General features: G+C 53.9%; 12 protein-coding genes. 9 read left to right on the forward strand and 3 right to left on the reverse strand.

All coding sequences use genetic code 11. The features are described 5' to 3' along the window. Positions 1 to 59: 59 nt before the first annotated feature. From HMPREF3164_RS04450 to HMPREF3164_RS04465, 4 genes are all read left to right on the forward strand, one after another. Positions 60 to 443, forward strand: a complete 384-nt coding sequence (locus HMPREF3164_RS04450) for an acyl-CoA carboxylase subunit epsilon (protein ID WP_070449175.1) — start codon at positions 60 to 62, stop codon at positions 441 to 443. A gap of 165 nt (positions 444 to 608) precedes the next feature. Beyond that, on the forward strand, positions 609 to 1,655 hold the full coding sequence (locus tag HMPREF3164_RS04455) for a restriction endonuclease (RefSeq protein WP_070449177.1): 1,047 nt from the start codon (positions 609 to 611) through the stop codon (positions 1,653 to 1,655). Positions 1,656 to 1,818: 163 nt separating this feature from the next. Next, the gene (locus HMPREF3164_RS04460) at positions 1,819 to 4,251 is read left to right on the forward strand and encodes a restriction endonuclease (RefSeq protein WP_246822607.1); all 2,433 of its coding nucleotides are present in this window, start codon (positions 1,819 to 1,821) and stop codon (positions 4,249 to 4,251) included. Positions 4,252 to 4,410: 159 nt separating this feature from the next. Beyond that, a complete protein-coding gene (locus HMPREF3164_RS04465; protein ID WP_070449179.1) occupies positions 4,411 to 6,162 on the forward strand; it encodes a DUF885 domain-containing protein in 1,752 nt (583 codons plus the stop codon). A 142-nt stretch (positions 6,163 to 6,304) separates the two neighbouring features. Here the strand turns inward: HMPREF3164_RS04465 and HMPREF3164_RS04470 are convergent, their stop codons facing one another. Next, positions 6,305 to 7,558, reverse strand: a complete 1,254-nt coding sequence (locus tag HMPREF3164_RS04470) for a glutathionylspermidine synthase family protein (RefSeq protein ID WP_070449181.1) — start codon at positions 7,556 to 7,558, stop codon at positions 6,305 to 6,307. Positions 7,559 to 7,711: 153 nt separating this feature from the next. Next, entirely contained in the window at positions 7,712 to 8,479 is a 768-nt protein-coding gene (locus HMPREF3164_RS04475; RefSeq protein ID WP_048755134.1) for a hypothetical protein, read from the reverse strand. Positions 8,480 to 8,699: 220 nt separating this feature from the next. On the opposite strand from HMPREF3164_RS04475, the gene HMPREF3164_RS04480 reads away from it, so the two are divergent. From HMPREF3164_RS04480 to HMPREF3164_RS04495, 4 genes are all read left to right on the forward strand, one after another. Continuing rightward, positions 8,700 to 10,124: a dicarboxylate/amino acid:cation symporter gene (locus HMPREF3164_RS04480; protein ID WP_070449183.1), complete on the forward strand. Its 1,425-nt coding sequence runs from the start codon at positions 8,700 to 8,702 to the stop codon at positions 10,122 to 10,124. A 102-nt stretch (positions 10,125 to 10,226) separates the two neighbouring features. Then, complete coding sequence (locus HMPREF3164_RS04485; protein WP_070449185.1) at positions 10,227 to 10,961, forward strand: Maf family protein; 735 nt, start codon at positions 10,227 to 10,229, stop codon at positions 10,959 to 10,961. A 129-nt stretch (positions 10,962 to 11,090) separates the two neighbouring features. Next, positions 11,091 to 12,914: an acetyl/propionyl/methylcrotonyl-CoA carboxylase subunit alpha gene (locus HMPREF3164_RS04490; RefSeq protein ID WP_070449187.1), complete on the forward strand. Its 1,824-nt coding sequence runs from the start codon at positions 11,091 to 11,093 to the stop codon at positions 12,912 to 12,914. Between the two features lie 238 nt (positions 12,915 to 13,152). Then, positions 13,153 to 14,553, forward strand: coding sequence for an MFS transporter (locus tag HMPREF3164_RS04495; RefSeq protein WP_070449188.1), 1,401 nt, complete (start codon positions 13,153 to 13,155; stop codon positions 14,551 to 14,553). 81 nt (positions 14,554 to 14,634) lie between these two features. Here HMPREF3164_RS04495 and HMPREF3164_RS04500 read toward each other — a convergent pair whose 3' ends face one another. Continuing rightward, the gene (locus HMPREF3164_RS04500; RefSeq protein ID WP_070449190.1) at positions 14,635 to 16,044 is read right to left on the reverse strand and encodes an NAD(P)H-quinone dehydrogenase; all 1,410 of its coding nucleotides are present in this window, start codon (positions 16,042 to 16,044) and stop codon (positions 14,635 to 14,637) included. Between the two features lie 352 nt (positions 16,045 to 16,396). Between HMPREF3164_RS04500 and HMPREF3164_RS04505 the strand changes: the two genes are divergently transcribed. Next, entirely contained in the window at positions 16,397 to 16,645 is a 249-nt protein-coding gene (locus HMPREF3164_RS04505) for a hypothetical protein (protein WP_013398676.1), read from the forward strand. Positions 16,646 to 16,669: the final 24 nt, after the last annotated feature.

The following is a 16,669-nucleotide window of genomic DNA, read 5'->3' on the forward strand; positions in this document are numbered from 1 at the left end:
CTGACCGGAGTTCGAACCAAGATACTGCATTATCGGTTATTTATTGTCAGGAGGCGCCTGTGGCAGGCTACAATCCGCTGAATTATTTCTCCTTCGGGAAGAAGAAGGATGCTCCTACGACTCCCAAAGAGTCCGCTGATCAGGTTTTACCGCAGGACGGCGCTTCGGAGGCTGCCCCGCATGCTGATACCGTGGATCCTGCGGATATTCAGGATGATTCACAATCTTCCAAGCAGCCTCTGCTGCGTGTTATCAAGGGTAATCCGACGGTTGAGGAGATTGCCGCACTCACCGTATTGGTAGCTTCATATCAGAGTTCGCAGGCTCAGCAGGAGCACAATTCGATTCTGACGGCGGCTTCTCGTTTGCTTAACCGGCGTCAGCGGCTGGGGGCTTCGCTGCGTCCCGGTCCGGGATCGTGGCGTAGGGCTCGCCCGATGTAACCTTGCCTTCGCTGCGGCAAAATATCGAGTCTCGTGCGCTATAACGTACGAGGCTCGACGTATATGAAGAGAAATACGTATGGCTTCTCTGGAAGATATTTAGATGCCCTATATACTAGGTATATATAGCGAACCACACTAAAATGCCCGAAAGGTGGTTCAGGTATGTCTAAAGAATACAAAAATTATGCTGTGCCGCTTGAGGCCGTTGAGATTCTTTTTCTGCCGGCTCTGCGGCGGCTTAGCCGTGCAGTCCCCCGCACCGTGGCGGATATATCGCAGTCCCTCTCTGAACAAACACACGCTTTAGGCACCAAAGAAGAACTTCAGGATCTCAAATCCGATGCTTTTATGCACCAGGTCAAGGCTACGCTCCAGGCGATGGCTCGCTTGGGCTATGTGCTGGTCGTTCCCAAAACCACAACCTCAAAAACTCGCTATCTGCTCAGCGATTCCGGTGCCGACATTCTAACGGCGCAGATTCGGCGCCGCGGCAGCGTCATTCCCCAAAGCGCTCGATATGAGCTCCAAAAACTTTTTACTCCGCTTTATGCAAGCGCTCCTAAGGGTTCTGACACGTCGGATTTTCCCGATACCCCAGCTTCAGAAGATAAACACGAGCATAGTTCATATACCCCGATGACCACGCCGTTGAGCTCCGGCGCGTCTTTGCGGGATGCGCATCCCGATCTTATTTTGGCTCAGGCGGCATATGCGGCAGATTTTGCCGGTGATCTTATCGAACGTATTTATGCTGTTTCACCAACATATTTTGAATATATTGTGGCAGATGTCTTTAATTCTTTAGGGACTTTTCATGCAGCAGTTATAGGCGGTCCTAACGATCACGGGATTGATGTTCTTGTACATTATCCTAAAGAACTTTGTTTTCCGCCTATCTATGTTCAAGCAAAACATTATTGTGGATCATCAAAAGTAACCCTCAGCGATATTCAAAAATTTGCTGGAGCAGTTCTTTTACACAATGGGTTACAGGGCGTTTTTGTTACCTGTGGAGAATTTGCTGCGCAGGTTCCGCAACAAATGGAAGCCCTTCCCGGAGGCAACCGCATTGCTCTGGTTGACCGTGACCGTTTAGTTTCACTGATGATTCGGCACCGTGTGGGGGTTATTCATGCTCCGGGAGAATGCACCTACAGAATTGATGAAGAGTACTTCTCCCGCGGGATTCCGCAGGATTCTCATGGGTGATACCTTCGAAGGACAGCAGAATCCTGTATAAATAGACCGCAAAGCTGGATCAGCAGTTCTGCGCGCCTTCCTGCCATAATTCATCCTTTTGGATGAATACACTTATTCCTTTTTCCCGTTTATACTAGTAGAACAGTAAATATAGATATCAACAGGGGTACTTGTGACCATCGTAAATACGAACATGCTTCGGCATGAGAAAACACCGGTAGATAACATTCTTAAAGCGCTTTCCTGGGATGATATTCCAGAGGAGTACCGCGATGATTGCCGTGATATTGCGGTTCGAGCGGCATTAGCGCTTTTACGCCAATTTGAACGAGCACATGAGCACGGACAGAAACTGCTTTTTCCCGAACTTTACACTCCAGTTGGGGTTGAAATAGGTTTCACCATGACCCAGCGCTATATTGCGGTGGGTAAATCCGTGTTATTTCGTGATGCGATTGACAAAATTATTGTCGCATTCGTAAATCATGATTATCTTGATGTATCGCTCAGTAATCTGCATCCGGGAAATTTGCTCTATTCTTTGAGCGAACGTGGGCTTGATTTTCTTCAGCGCTCTGAGGACGAACAGCGTGAAATTCTAGAGGATCTTTTCTATCCCATTATTGGCACGCATTTGTTCTATATGCAGGATTACTATCCGCGACTGCTGGCTCAAATTAATGTGCGCAATATTGCTCCTATTGCCCTATCGGTTATTCCGCTGCATCTGAGCGTTACAGAGAGTAAACTTCGTGAGCTTGTGATGCGCGAATGTGGCTTTGTGCAGGGATGGTACGGTCTCACCCAACTGGAACAGCAGCTTTTTGAGACATCATGCGCCGAATCTGTGCGTGGACTTCTTGATGCAGGCTACCTGCGCCCCAAGGAACACCACGATAAGATCGCATATGCGCTCACGACCGAGGGTAAGAATCTGCGGTACAGTTTCCCGCACGGGGTGCCCGCCCAGGCACTCAGCGATATTTTCGATGATGCTCCCGTATCCTTGCTCACGGTGGATCAGCTTAAACACCATGAGAAACTTCTCATTCGTATGGGGCACGTCATCATGGATGCGGTACTCGCCAAAGGCGAGAACGCGAAGCTGCCCCTGGCCGATGTGGATCGTGCTATTGCCCAGGATGCTGAGATTCAGCAGCTTGCAGACGAAGACTCTCCTGAGTATTTTCAAGGACGCGAACATGTTTATGATGTACTGTTGGCGCACCGTTACCTCGAAGAGGGAGATGAAGACGAGCAAGAGGTCTTCATGGTGGGATCTGCCTACGTCGATGCTCTTAGTAGCATAGAGGACGGCTCGATTGACGAGTTGATGCGCCGCGCGTTCCTCGATCCCGCGGCGGCGGAGCAGATTCCGCATCCGCATCATATGCTTTTCGACATTCTGACCTTGGTGCGTGACAACCCGGATATCAATTTCTACGACCTGTTCGCGAAGGTTGAGGACACGCTGGATTTGCCGTATCTGCAGGCTCGTTTAGCGCCGCATCGCTCCAATACGACTCCTCGCGTGCGCAACCGGTACGCGGTTGCGGTTCAGGTTTTGAAGCAGGAAGGCTATCTGCAGGTTCACGGTGGACAGAGCGGTAGGCTTTCTCGCAAGGATCCCGAACGGTACACACTCACGCAGAGCGCCATAGAGCTTTTGGATCGCTTCCCCAACGGTATTCCGGAGACTGTTGCCGCGCGTATCGTACCGCTTCAGAAGCAGGCACTTCGGCACAAACTTCCCGAGGATATTGCGGCTGCGCTCAATACTGGCCGTAAACCGTATGAGAAGCGAGAGCATTCTCAGGATTCCTATTCCTACCAGAATTCGCGCGGGCATTACGGGTCGGGTCCTCGCTCGGGCTATGGTGCCCCCGTTCAGGCGACCCCGCAGAACATTGCCCAGGCGCAGGGTGGTTCGGGTATTTCTTCGGCAGCTTACGCTTCTGCACAGTCTTTCACCCAGCCTGCCCCCGCCTACCAGGCACCTGCGCCGGTACCGTCTCAGACACCCGGTGTAGAGCAATCGTCGGATGCACCTTCGGACGCTCTCAGCGCCGTCGAAGCCGCAAGGAATGCCGTGCAGGATGCGCAGAGGCGCTACCGCGATATCTTCAAACGTGCTCTTCTTCAGCCCCAGCTGCAGGCTGTGACGAAGGACCGTTTCACCGATATTGCGGCAGACTTGTTCTCAGTACGCGGATATACGGCTGAACGTGCGGATGCTTCACAGGGTGTTCAGGTTATTGCTTACCCCTCTGGTGGGCAACGCGACCGCGCATTCTATGTGCGGGCTCAGCGTTCAGCCGACGGTGCGGTCAGCGTACAGGATATTACCAACCTGTACCTCTCTCTAGAGCAATTGGGTGGTCAACTGGGTGCGTTTATCACGGATGGAACTTTCGGTGATGATGCATACGATGAGTACATTCGATGCTCCACCAAGTACCCGCATATTCTGGTGGATCTTATCGCGGGCGACGAGCTCATGAACCGTCTAATTGCCCATCGTTTGGGTATTCGTGACGGTCGGGTGCCCGGGACGATAGAGCTCGATGACGCGTATTTCAGCGGTTCTGACTCCGCTGCATCGTAATTATCTTAAGTACCCCTCACGCGACGGTGGCTGATAATCTCAGGATTACTCAGCCGCCGTCGCGGCGTATGCGGCGCACGCAAGTTTCGGCGCTTCACGTACTGGACATACAGAGCAATAATGCCGTGCTGTATGCCACGCTACGTTAGTATGAAAAGTATGAGCATTCACCACGAAATTCCGGAGATTTACCGCGTAAAGCGAGCGCTGACCGACGTCGATCACATCGCCAACGAATTCTACGAAGCGGTTCTAGATTTAGATCCCGTCATTGCAACGGAGCAGGGGCGCACGGGTGTCGCGACTCAGTTTCGCGACTATTCCCCCGCCGGGGAGGAAGCCTATATCCAGTTAGTGCGCGCGACCCTCAAGAAACTTGATCAGGTCATTCCCATAGACGATGTTGATCTTGTGACTCTTGATGCCATGCAGGAGCGTCTGGGGCTTAGTCTTGAGAGCCACCGTGCCGGGCTAGGCGGCTGGCAGTTAAACAACATTGTTTCGGTTCCTCAAGAGATTCGCGGCGGGTTCGATCTGATGGCGCGAAATACCGAGCAGGATTGGGCTAATATTGCCGGGCGTCTGTTCAACGTTCCGCAGGCGATCACCGGGTTTGTTCAGACTCTGCATACGGCCCGGGTTGCAGGCTATGTCTCGCCGCGTCGACAGATAGAGATTGTTATCGAGCAGATCGCCGCGTATATCGCCGAGGGCGGTTTCTTCGATGAGCTTGCCGCCGAGATTACTCAGGCGGTACCGGATCTTGCCGAGCAGGCGCGGCGGGGTGCTAAAGCGGCAAAAGATGGGTACGCCACGCTCAAGACGTACTTGCACGAGGTGCTGCTCCCGGCAGCTCCCCAGCAGGATGCGGTCGGCCGCAAACTCTATGCCCTGCACTCTCGGGCATCCTTGGGGGCTTCTGTCGATCTTGATGAAACCTATGCCTGGGGTGTGCAGGAGCTTGACCGTATTATCGCTCAGCAGCGGCAGGTTGCAGAGGAGATCGAGCCCGGAGCATCGATTGAACGCGCAAAAGAGATCCTGGATGCCGACCCGTCACGCACTCTGCACGGAACCGATGCGCTCCGCGAGTGGATGCAGTCGCTCTCGGACCGCGCGGTGCACGAGCTCGCAGGTACCCAGTTTGATCTTGACGGCCCAATGCTGCGTCTGGAATGCCGCATCGCCCCTACCCATGAGGGCGGCATTTATTACACCGGCCCCTCCCCCGATTTTTCGCGCCCCGGGCGCATGTGGTGGTCTGTTCCAAAGGGCGACGATACATTTGGCACATGGCGCGAGACTTCGACGGTGTACCACGAAGGCGTTCCGGGGCATCATCTGCAAACGGCTATTGCGCTGGTCATGAGTGAGAGCATGAATAAATGGCGTTCGCAGCTGATCTGGGTTTCCGGGCATGGTGAAGGCTGGGCGCTCTACGCTGAGCGTCTGATGGAAGAATTCGGGTTCTTGACCGATCCTGGAGACCGTATGGGCATGTTGGATGGTCAGCGGATGCGCGCCGCCCGCGTGGTTTTCGACATTGGCGTGCACTGTGAGCTTCCGATCCCCGATGCTTGGGCTGAACCGCTGGGGGTTGAACCAGGTACCTTGTGGACTCCTGAGCTGGGGTACGAGTTCTTGAAACTCAATCTAGAGGGTACCGAGAGCGTTATCCGTTTTGAGTTCTTGCGGTATCTAGGGTGGCCCGGGCAGGCGCCCAGCTATAAGGTGGGTGAACGTTTGTGGCTTCAACTTCGAGACGATGCGCTTCGTGATGGGTTGTCTTTACGTGAGTTCCACACGAAGGCTCTTATGCTCGGTTCGGTAGGGCTCGATACGTTACGCCGCGCCCTCACCGATGAGGTCATGCCCCATAGCGATGATGAGGATGACGACGACGATGATTAAACCCCTGCGCTTTACTGGGGAATAAGGCTAAACCCTAGAGAGCTGGCGCTAAAACCCGTATATTTTGCTGCGTATCGTACATAAACCTATGAATATACAGCAAAGTGTACGGGTTTTAGTGTGGTTAAACGCGGTACACCGGCTACGGAATAAGGTTCGGTTTGACCTGTACGAGATGCGGGGCGAAACGACATTCGTAGTCGGTGATAGGCCTGTCCGATTCGCGAATGCCCATACCGACCGCCTCGCCATTGACCATCCAGATGCCCAGCATCGGCAGGTTAGTGCGGTTAATAATCCCCGAGTACACCGGCGGGGCAACAAAATCCTGATACACAAATTCGCTTTCAGGTACGTTGATAAAGTGGTCATCGTCCTCATCACGCACAAAGACATCGTAATCGGGAGCATTGATCTCAATGCCATCGCCTTCGCGACCAAATATCGGTTTACGTACCCAGTTCTTCAGACCGCCTCGCATTCCTACATGTGTTTCTAAGAGGTTGGGATGGTTGGGGTATAAATCCCATAGAGCGGCGAGCAAAATCTTATTCGACAGGAACATCTTCCATGCGGGTTCAATCCAACGGTTCATCATATCGTGGTAGGCGAAGAGCAGCTTATCGTAACCGCTTTCGCTATCGGTCACCATATCTTCCCAGGGATAAAGCTTGAAAAGGTTCTCGATGCGTTCTCCCTCAGGGTCTTTCCAGATTTTTAGGGTCTCATCGAAAATAACCTCGTCGATACGGATAAGCTTCGTGGTCAGTCCCGCACGATTGGCGGCATGGGCTATAAGCCAGAGGTTGTTATAGTCTTCATCGTTAACATCGATTTCTTCGGTTACACTCGCTAAGTGCAGTCGTGGTGAACGGCCGTGAGAGAGATCATGCGCAAACATTTGCCGCCAGCGTTCGGTAAAAGCCTCACCAATTTCACCCCAGTGTACGTAACCGCGGGTGTCGAGGCGTTGATCGCTCGCCCATGTCTTTTGGCTGATAGTGGCCTCAACGATGCCGGTTGGGGTATCGGCGTTGTATTCCAGGAGTTTGAGACGATCGCCGGGCACCCCGGAGTAGATGAAATCGAAGCGACCGTAGAAATCCGGTTCGTGGCGGTTCCACGATTCTTTAGCCATGTTAAAGGCGGCTTCGGGAAGACCGAGCGTTCCGTAGGCACCAGATGCCATACGCTCAATGGCGTGCAGGCACATTTGATGAACCTCACGCGCCTGATCCCGCAGATTAGTCATTTCTACGGGTGTAAAAACATAGGCCGCATACTCATTCCAGTAATGCTGCAGATCGTGTGGACCATCAACGCTATAGGTCAGGCCTTCATCAATAATGGTTTGTTCCCAGCCGGGGCGTCCCACCGGAAATTCTTCGCGTTTCATATTATCTTTCGTGATAAGACACCGCCGCTGAGTACGATGTGCAGTATAGGAACTTGTAGAGAATTCTCATCTGCGAGGCGTATAGAGCAACCGGCGCAGATATAGGTACGTCAGCCGGGTGTTTGTATCCCTTGAGAAAATACGCGGAGCGGGCTATCCGCCGGAGGTACCGCCTCCGGACTTCGAGCCTCCACCGAAGCCGCCTTTACTCCCGGAGCCGCCACCTTTATTATTCGAGCTGCTTCCACCCTTACCGCCCGAGTTATTCCCCGTCAGTCCCGTTCCCTTAGAGGTCGTGGTCTTGCCGCCGCTGCGCGATTCCGTCACCTTGCCCGAGGAATAGGTGGAAGTCTTTTTAGCACTCTTATAGGAGGATTCAAATCCGCCGCCGCTGCGGGAAAGACCGCTGTATACCGTTCCCGAATTGGGGCGTGTGGTGCTGCCGCCGCTCAGGGATGAACCTACGGCGGGAATGGAGGTAGTACCGGCGCTGCGGCGCCCTAGGTAGTACCACAGGAACGCATTGGTTGTACCGGAATGGTGTGTCGTGCCCGAATTACCGGAATTCTGAGTTCCGGAATGAGAATCGCCCGAAGAGCCAGAGCTGGAATCCGAAGAAGTATTCCCGGCCTCTTTCTCTGCCCTCTCACATTGCTCATCCTCAACGCGCAGCCCGGTGTTGGAGTCTTGACAAACCTGAGCGTATTCTTCACCGTCCGCGCTAAAGGCTTCCTCGCTCTGGTGCAAAGAGTTATAGGCGAATATGCCGCCGCCTGCCAAAAGGGCACCGGCGCCGAACACTGCGAGCGCTTTCTTACCGGTACCGCGTGCAGGAGGAGACTTGAGGTCTTGACTGTCCTGTACGTTCTCCGGATGCTCTACGTCTGCGGCATCTGCGGTTTGATGTTCGGCCCCGCTCACGGGTCATTTCTCCTTCACACTATCCTGTCTCGGTGATAACAGGCTCTTTTCAGGATACCAAGCACGCCTCGCACAAAGGCTTTTCTGAGCCGATAAAAATTAGCAATAATACGTGCCTCGGGTCTTTTTCGGTGGCGCTTGCACGGTCACGCTATGTCATACAGTCATAGTTCGTCACACTAATTACCGCTGTTCTCTCTTACGGGTCTACAGTAACGCCATGCCTACTACACATGAAACACCGCAAAAATCTAGATTTCCCAGCTGGGCTACTTCTTTCGGACATCAAATTATAGCTTCCCTTATTCTGGGCATCGCGCTCGGGTACGTTGCACTCGCCCTCGGCGGCGATGCAAAAAATAACCCCAACTGGCTCATGGCCACGCTAGACGCTGTCGGCACGTCCTATGTGACTCTCCTTAAGGCCGCGGTAATCCCGCTGGTGTTTACCGCCGTCGTTGCCTCAATCTCGAATCTCTCGCAGGTGACGAATGCGGCGCGTTTAGCGGTTAAGACTCTTATCTGGTTTGCTATTACAGCATTTTTTGCGGTCTCCATCGGTATCGTACTGGGGCTGCTCGTTCAGCCTGGTGTGGGTGCCGAGGTAAGCGCCTCGGGCAGCACCAGCACCCGGGGATCATGGACAGCATTTCTGACCGGGATTATCCCCTCCAATTTCTTAGGGCTTGAGGTCATCACGAAAACCACCGACTCCGGTATAACTTCTTCGGTTTCCTTTAACGTGCTCCAAATGCTCGTGATTTCGGGGGCTATCGGTATTGCGGCTCTGAAGGTGGGCGATGCGGCTAAGCCCTTTATCGATATCGTCAAGAGCGCGCTCGCCATTATTCAGAAGGTGCTGTGGTGGATTATTCGCCTCGCTCCGCTGGGCACGATCGGGCTGATCGGGCATGCCGTCTATGCCTACGGCTGGACATCCATGGGCTCGCTGGTGAAGTTCATTGCGGCACTGTATGCGGGTCTGCTCCTCGTGTTCCTGGTGGTGTATCCCCTGATCGTGAAGCTCAACGGGCTCTCTGTGAAACAGTACTTCTCGGGCGTATGGCCCGCAGTGCAGCTTGGTTTCGTATCGCGGTCTTCGATGGGCACTATGCCCATGACTGAGGCCGTTACCGAACGTAATCTCGGCGTGCCGCGTGCATACGCATCCTTTGCAGTGCCGCTGGGTTCTACGACCAAAATGGATGGATGCGCCTCCGTCTACCCCGCGCTGGCAGCTATTTTTGTGGCGCAATTCTACGGAGTGCACCTGGATATTTCGCAGTATCTGCTGATTATTCTGGTGTCGGTGTTGGGTTCTGCCGCTACGGCAGGTACAACGGGCGCTATCGTGATGCTCACTCTGACCCTTTCGACTGTGGGCCTTCCTCTTGATGGAGTGGGTCTTCTATTGGCGATTGACCCGATTATTGATATGGGACGTACCGCTTTGAACGTTGCCGGGCAAGCTTTGGTTCCCACGATTGTCTCTAAGCGCGAGGGTATCCTCAGCGCCGAGATCTACAATGCACCGCGCAGCGCTAACGGGTTTGTGCCGCAGGATCTTGTGGAAGCCGCCCAGTCCGAGCTGATTCGTGGCGAGGATACCTCGCCTAGTTCTGCCAAGGTTACCGCTGCGTCCTAGGCGGTTCTTGGCTACGGCATAGGGTATGCAGCGCATCGGTATGGTACGGAGACTATTCTCTCGTATGAAGACCAATCTTGATACTCGTTCTAAAATAAAGATATGACTTCCCAATCTTCTGTTCCATCCGGTGCGTCGCATTCGGCATCAGGCCCCGCACCGCGCCTGATTCTGGCTTCCGCATCACCCGCGCGTAAAAAGCTCCTTGAAGACTCCGGCATTATGTTTGATATTCATGTCTCTGATGTCGATGAGGATGCGGCACTAGCCAGTGCTGCCCAGCGCGCCCGCGAAGAAGGCCGCACTGACCTAACCCCGGCGGAGGTCTCCGGTATTCTTGCGGAGGCAAAGGCACGCGCGGTTGCTGATTCTCTCGCCGCCCAGGGTATAGTAAACGCCTTTGTACTCGGATGCGATTCGGTCTTTGAGTTTGAATCGGTCGCCTACGGCAAACCGCATACCCCTGAGAAAGCACGCGAGCGCATCACTGCGATGAGTGGTCGAAGCGGGGTGCTCCACACCGGACATTGCCTCATAGATTTACGGGATGGGATCGGTGAGACCAAAGATAAACAGCTTCCCGCCGTTCAGCAGGTACGCAGCGCTACCGTAAACTTTGCGCCGATGAGCGCCGCAGAGGTTGATGCTTATGTTGCCACGGGTGAGCCACTTCATGTAGCGGGTTCCTTTACCCTCGACGGATATGGTGCTGCCTTTATTCAGGGCATCTGCGGGGAATCACATACGGTGATTGGGCTGTCGGTGAATGCACTCAAGGAAATGCTCTCACGATATGGGATATCGATAAGCTTTTTCTGGAAGTCCTCATCAGACTAACGAGCGCTAAGCCAAACCCGGTATAAGCCTCCTCACTTTTCTTATATTTTTCGCGTCATTCGGCGCTATATATTCGCCATTCTCAGCTTTTCTCGCTATGCTTTCGGCAGGATAAAAAGGAGAGCCTCAGTGACTCACAACCCGGCAAAAGCCATCAAAAACTTTACAGCTGTTCCCGGACACCATACCGGTCCGGTCAGTAAAATTCTTATTGCTAACCGCGGCGAGATCGCGGTACGTATTATTCGCGCGGCCCGTGACGAAGGTTTAGAGACCGTCGCCGTTTATGCAGAACCGGATCGCGATGCCCAGCACGTTAAACTCGCAGACGAGGCTTACGCTCTAGGAGGGGCGACCGCGCCCCAGTCATATCTGGTGATGGACAAGCTCATTGAGGTAGCTATTCGTTCCGGCGCGGATGCGGTGCATCCCGGCTACGGTTTCCTTTCAGAAAACGCCGAATTCGCCCAAAAAGTCATTGATGCCGGGTTAACCTGGATTGGTCCCTCCCCCGAATCTATTACCCAGTTGGGCGATAAAGTTGCCGCGCGCCATATCGCCCAGAAAGTGGGTGCCCCCTTGGTACCTGGGACCAAGGACCCCGTAGAGTCTGCCGATGAAGTGCTCGCCTTTGCCGACGAGCATGGTTTGCCCATCGCGATCAAGGCAGCGTTCGGTGGCGGCGGTCGCGGCATCAAGGTTGTGCGCAACCGCAGCGATATTATCGAGCTCTACGAATCCGCCGTACGGGAAGCGGTCGCAGCCTACGGCCGCGGAGAATGTTTTATTGAGCGCTTCCTAGATTCCCCGCGCCATATCGAAACCCAGTGCCTGGCCGATGCTCACGGCAATGTGCAAGTCGTTTCGACCCGTGATTGTTCTCTTCAACGCCGTAACCAAAAGCTCGTAGAGGAAGCCCCCGCCCCATACCTTACGGAAGAACAAAGCGACCGGCTCTATGAAGCATCCCGTAAGATTCTGCAGGAAGCCGGATACCAGGGTGCGGGTACCTGCGAGTTCCTGCTTGCCCCGGACGGAGCGATTTCCTTCCTAGAGGTGAACACCCGCTTACAGGTTGAGCACCCGGTTTCTGAGGAAGTATCGGGTATTGACCTGGTGCGTGAACAATTCCGCATTGCCCGCGGCGAGAAAATCGATCCGCAGAGTCCCCAGCTGCGGGGTCATTCCTTCGAGTTCCGCATCAACGGCGAAGATGCAGGGCGTTCCTTCATGCCAGCACCGGGTACCATCGAAAAACTTCGTGTTCCTTCCGGCCCCGGTGTGCGCTGGGATTCCGGCTTCGTAGAAGGCGATACTATCAGCGGCAACTTCGACTCAATGCTGGCCAAGCTCATCGTGACTGGTGCTACCCGCGAGCAGGCGATCGAACGCGCTCGCCGAGCCCTAGACGAGCTCACACTCGACGGCCTTCCGACGGTGGTTCCCTTCCATCGCGCAGTTCTGGACGAACCCGATTTCGCCCCTGCAACAGGATCAGACTTCAAGGTTCACACCCGGTGGATCGAAACCGATTACAAGAACACCATTTCGCCCTACTCCGGCGCTCCTGGCAGCGTGGATGATGACGATGCCGAACGTCAAACCGTGGTCGTTGAGGTTAATGGTAAGCGTCTTGAGGTTGTTCTGCCTGAACTGGGCGGTACTCCTGCCAAGAGCAGTTCAAAGCCCGCATCGAAAACCCGTAAGTCCCGTGCTCGCGGTGGTTCAAATGCGGTCAGCGGCGACGATCTGACAAGCCCCATGCAGGGTACGATCGTGAAGGTCTCCGTTGCCGATGGAGACACAGTCGCCGAAGGCGATCTGATCCTGGTGTTAGAGGCTATGAAGATGGAACAGCCTATCAACGCGCATAAGGCCGGTAAGATTTCCGGGCTGTCCTTGAAGGCGGGCGATACTGTCACCGCAGGTGCCGTTCTAGCCACCATCAAATAGCCTTCTGACGGGACTCTATACCCTATAACCGCCGGATGCGTTCTCTCATACGCATCCGGCGGTTTGTTTCGTGTGTTCCTGATTTTTCATCCTCGAACACTGAAATACAGCTGAATGGTCCAGATGATGAATACAGGATGTTGGCACCGCATCGCGAGGCGTAGAATATAAAAGTTGAGAATCTACACTCACCGCATCGAGCGTAGTCGCTACTATCCCTTTTCAGGAGCTGTTCACGATGAGCACACACGCGCCCGACGTTTCCGCCGGGCACAGCACGCAGGTTAAGAATACAACCCCCAAGAGCAGAGTTATTATCGCCTCTCTGGTGGGCACCACCATCGAATTCTACGATTTCTATATTTACGCCACCGCAGCTGTGGCGGTTTTCCCGGTTCTGTTCTTCGCGTCCAAAGACCCTACCACTGAGCTGTTAGCTTCCTTCGCATCCTTCGGCGTTGCTTTTATCGCCCGCCCGCTGGGTTCTATCGTTTTCGGTCACTTCGGCGATAAGATCGGTCGTAAGGCTACACTCGTAGGCGCTCTGCTCACTATGGGGTTAGCAACCTTCCTCATCGGTTTATTGCCCACCTACCATCAGATTGGTCTGTGGGCACCGGCAATGCTAACCATTATGCGTTTCTGCCAGGGTCTAGGCCTGGGTGGCGAATGGTCGGGTGCGGCTCTGCTCGCCAGCGAATATGCCGAAGAAGGCAAGCGCGCACGTTCCGCTATGTGGCCCCAGCTGGGCGCGCCCATTGGCTTCGTTTTTGCTAACGGATTCATGCTGCTCCTAACCAGCTGGATTACCTTCAACTCCGCCACAGACGGTAAGAACCTCGATCACCCCTTCCTGATTTGGGGCTGGCGTGTTCCGTTCTTGCTCTCCATCCTCATGGTTGCCGTGGGTCTGTATGTGCGTTTCAAGCTCGAAGAAACCCCTGTCTTTGCCAAAGCTGTCAAGAACGATGAGAAGGTCAAGACCCCGTTGGTTGAGGCGTTCAAAGTTGCCTGGTGGCCCATGATTCAGGGTACCTTTATCATGGTGGCATGCTACGTGCTGTTCTACCTGATGACTGCATGGATTCTTTCCTACGGTATTGGAAAGGTTAATGCGGGTGGTTTGGGCATCCCCTACCACAAGTTCTTGGAGATTCAGCTCATCTCTATCATTGGTTTTGCGCTCTTTATTCCCGTCTCGGGATGGTTAGCCGACAAATACGGTCGCCGCAAACAACAGCTGTGGACCACTATCGCTATGGCTGTCTTCGGCGGTAGTTTCACCCTATTTATTGCACCCTCCGTCGTGGGTACCGGAGCACAGGCCAATACCACCGCAGTTACCATCTTCATGTTCATCGGAATGTGCCTGATGGGGCTTTCTTTCGGCTCCATGAGCGCCTACCTGCCCGAGCTGTACCCCACCAATGTGCGGTACACCGCCAGCGGTATCGCCTACAATATGGCATCTATTTTGGGGGCCGCTTTGACCCCGTTCGTGGCGGTATGGCTGAATACGAAGTTTGGTGTTGGGGCCGTCGGATACTACCTAGCAGGTGCATCCTTGCTGAGTGTTCTCTTCATCTTGCTCACGCATGAAACCCGCGACGTCGATATGAACGCGGTCAGCACTAAATAACCTGAATCCTGTATGCATTTGAGGGGCGTGACTCATATAGAGTCACGCCCCTCAAACCTATATCAAGAGCTATGCAAAAATCTAAACACGGGTGTGAAGCTGCCGCGATGCCGTAGAAATCGCCTCGGACAGAGACGGGTATACAGCAAAGGTAGCGGCCAAATCATCCACCGTCAGCTTCTTCTCGATAGCCAGCGCAATAGGATAGATAAGTTCGGATGCACGCGGACCGACCACAACCCCGCCAATCACAGTACCGGAGTGCTTACGGGCAAAAATCTTCACAAAGCCGTCTTGGAACGCCATCATTTTGGCGCGCGGATTCGTAGTCAACGGAAGCATGACAGCCTCGCCTCGGTAAACCCCGGCGGCAAGGTCTTTCTCACTAATACCCACGGTCGCAATCTCCGGGGTGGTGAAAATATTCGCTGCCACTCGATCGGTGCGAAGCGGATGCACCGTATCACCCAAAAGATGCGCCATCGCTATGCGCCCCTGCATAGCGGCTACGGAAGCCAACGGGTACACACCCGTGCAGTCTCCAGCAGCGTAAATATGCGGTACTGACGTACGTGAAACAGCATCAACAACCACATATCCCGACTCGTTGGTCTCTACACCAGCGACCTCAAGACCCAGTCCTTCAGTGTTGGGAATAGAACCAATTGCGACCAAGCAATGCGTGCCGGAAACCTTGCGTCCATCGGAGAGAGTCACCACCACACCGTCGTCGGTGCGTTCCACGGCGCTCGCACGCGACCGCGGCATTACCCGAACACCACGGCGCTCAAAGACGTCTTCCAGCACACGCGCGGCGTCTTCATCTTCGCCCGGAAGCACACGATCTCGCGAAGAAATTAGGGTCACCTGGGAGCCAAGCCCGTTATAGGCAGAGGCGAATTCGGCACCGGTAACACCCGAACCGATTACGATGAGTTCGCGAGGTACCTCACGCAGATTATAGAGCTGCGTCCAGGTGAGAATCCGTTCCCCATCAGGCTGCCCGGTCGCCATCTCACGTGGGTGCGTCCCGACCGACAGCAGAATAAAGTCTGCATGCAGGTCATATTCCAGCCCGGTATTATCGGTAACCGCGACGGTGTGTGGACCGGTAAGCTTACCGGTGCCGCTGATAATTTTGACCCCGGCAGAGGCAAGGGCCCGTTTGATATCGGCAGATTGTTGATGCGCTAGATCCAAAACACGGCTATTCACCCGGTTCATATCTACTTGCAACTGCGGCGCGTCGCCCTTGGTATTTTCGATCCCCAATCGCCCGGCGTCAGAGAAACGAGTCATCATATCTGCGGTAGCGATAAGCGTTTTCGAAGGTACCACATCGGTTAGGACTGCGGAGCCGCCTAGAGCATTACGTTCGATGATTGTTACATCAGCATTCGATGATGCTGCCACAAGCGCGGCCTCATAGCCGCCGGGCCCAGCGCCTAGTATCACGATTCGTTGGGATGCATAGTTCACTGTTGAAGTCACACTTTCATTGTGTGCTATCACACTGAAATACTCAACCGAAACCGCCGTCGTCTCTAGGATATTAAATGCCGATTTTTGGTGCCGAGTAGGTACCGTGATGCCTGCAGGAGCGACAGAGTCGTCGAGAACGCTACGGATACATCTTGATGCCTACGAGAGTCTTATATTTGCCGGGTAACGTCATGAACCATATTTTGAAGTTGCGCTGCGTCATAAGTGTGCATTCGTGCGGGTAAAAACACTATACTTGAGAAAGGATTTCTCGGTTTACAAATGTTTATAGGGCACTGAAACCGGGGTGAAGCACACACATCATCGACCCAATGCAGGTCGCTACAGATGAAGGAAAATTATGGCTAAAACGACGAAACCTCCCGCCTACTCCGGGCAGGGCAGGCATCTTGAGAACGCAGTGTTGTTCATCGGCTGCTTCGTATTTTTGCTTCTATCCCTCTACTTGCTGGGCACCTACCCCGAAGGCGGTCCGGTTCTGTATGCCGGTTCCCTCGTTGCGTTTGGAATTTTCTTTGGTGTTGTGTTCCATCTGCTGCCCTCGAAGACAACCCGTAAGATTACGGATCAGAATAAGGTACAAAAGTAACTGAAGTACCCCATTTTATAGTTT

This window comes from Rothia sp. HMSC08A08 (assembly GCF_001808385.1).
GTDB classification, from domain to species: domain Bacteria; phylum Actinomycetota; class Actinomycetes; order Actinomycetales; family Micrococcaceae; genus Rothia; species Rothia dentocariosa.

Bases quoted from the DNA above. Each gene is read 5' to 3' on its own strand.
- HMPREF3164_RS04455 (WP_070449177.1), top strand. From the start codon at position 609: ATGTCTAAAGAATACAAAAATTATGCTGTGCCGCTTGAGGCCGTTGAG.
- HMPREF3164_RS04465 (WP_070449179.1), top strand. From the start codon at position 4,411: ATGAGCATTCACCACGAAATTCCGGAGATTTACCGCGTAAAGCGAGCG.
- HMPREF3164_RS04470 (WP_070449181.1), bottom strand. From the start codon at position 7,558: ATGAAACGCGAAGAATTTCCGGTGGGACGCCCCGGCTGGGAACAAACC.
- HMPREF3164_RS04480 (WP_070449183.1), top strand. From the start codon at position 8,700: ATGCCTACTACACATGAAACACCGCAAAAATCTAGATTTCCCAGCTGG.
- HMPREF3164_RS04485 (WP_070449185.1), top strand. From the start codon at position 10,227: ATGACTTCCCAATCTTCTGTTCCATCCGGTGCGTCGCATTCGGCATCA.
- HMPREF3164_RS04495 (WP_070449188.1), top strand. From the start codon at position 13,153: ATGAGCACACACGCGCCCGACGTTTCCGCCGGGCACAGCACGCAGGTT.
- HMPREF3164_RS04505 (WP_013398676.1), top strand. From the start codon at position 16,397: ATGGCTAAAACGACGAAACCTCCCGCCTACTCCGGGCAGGGCAGGCAT.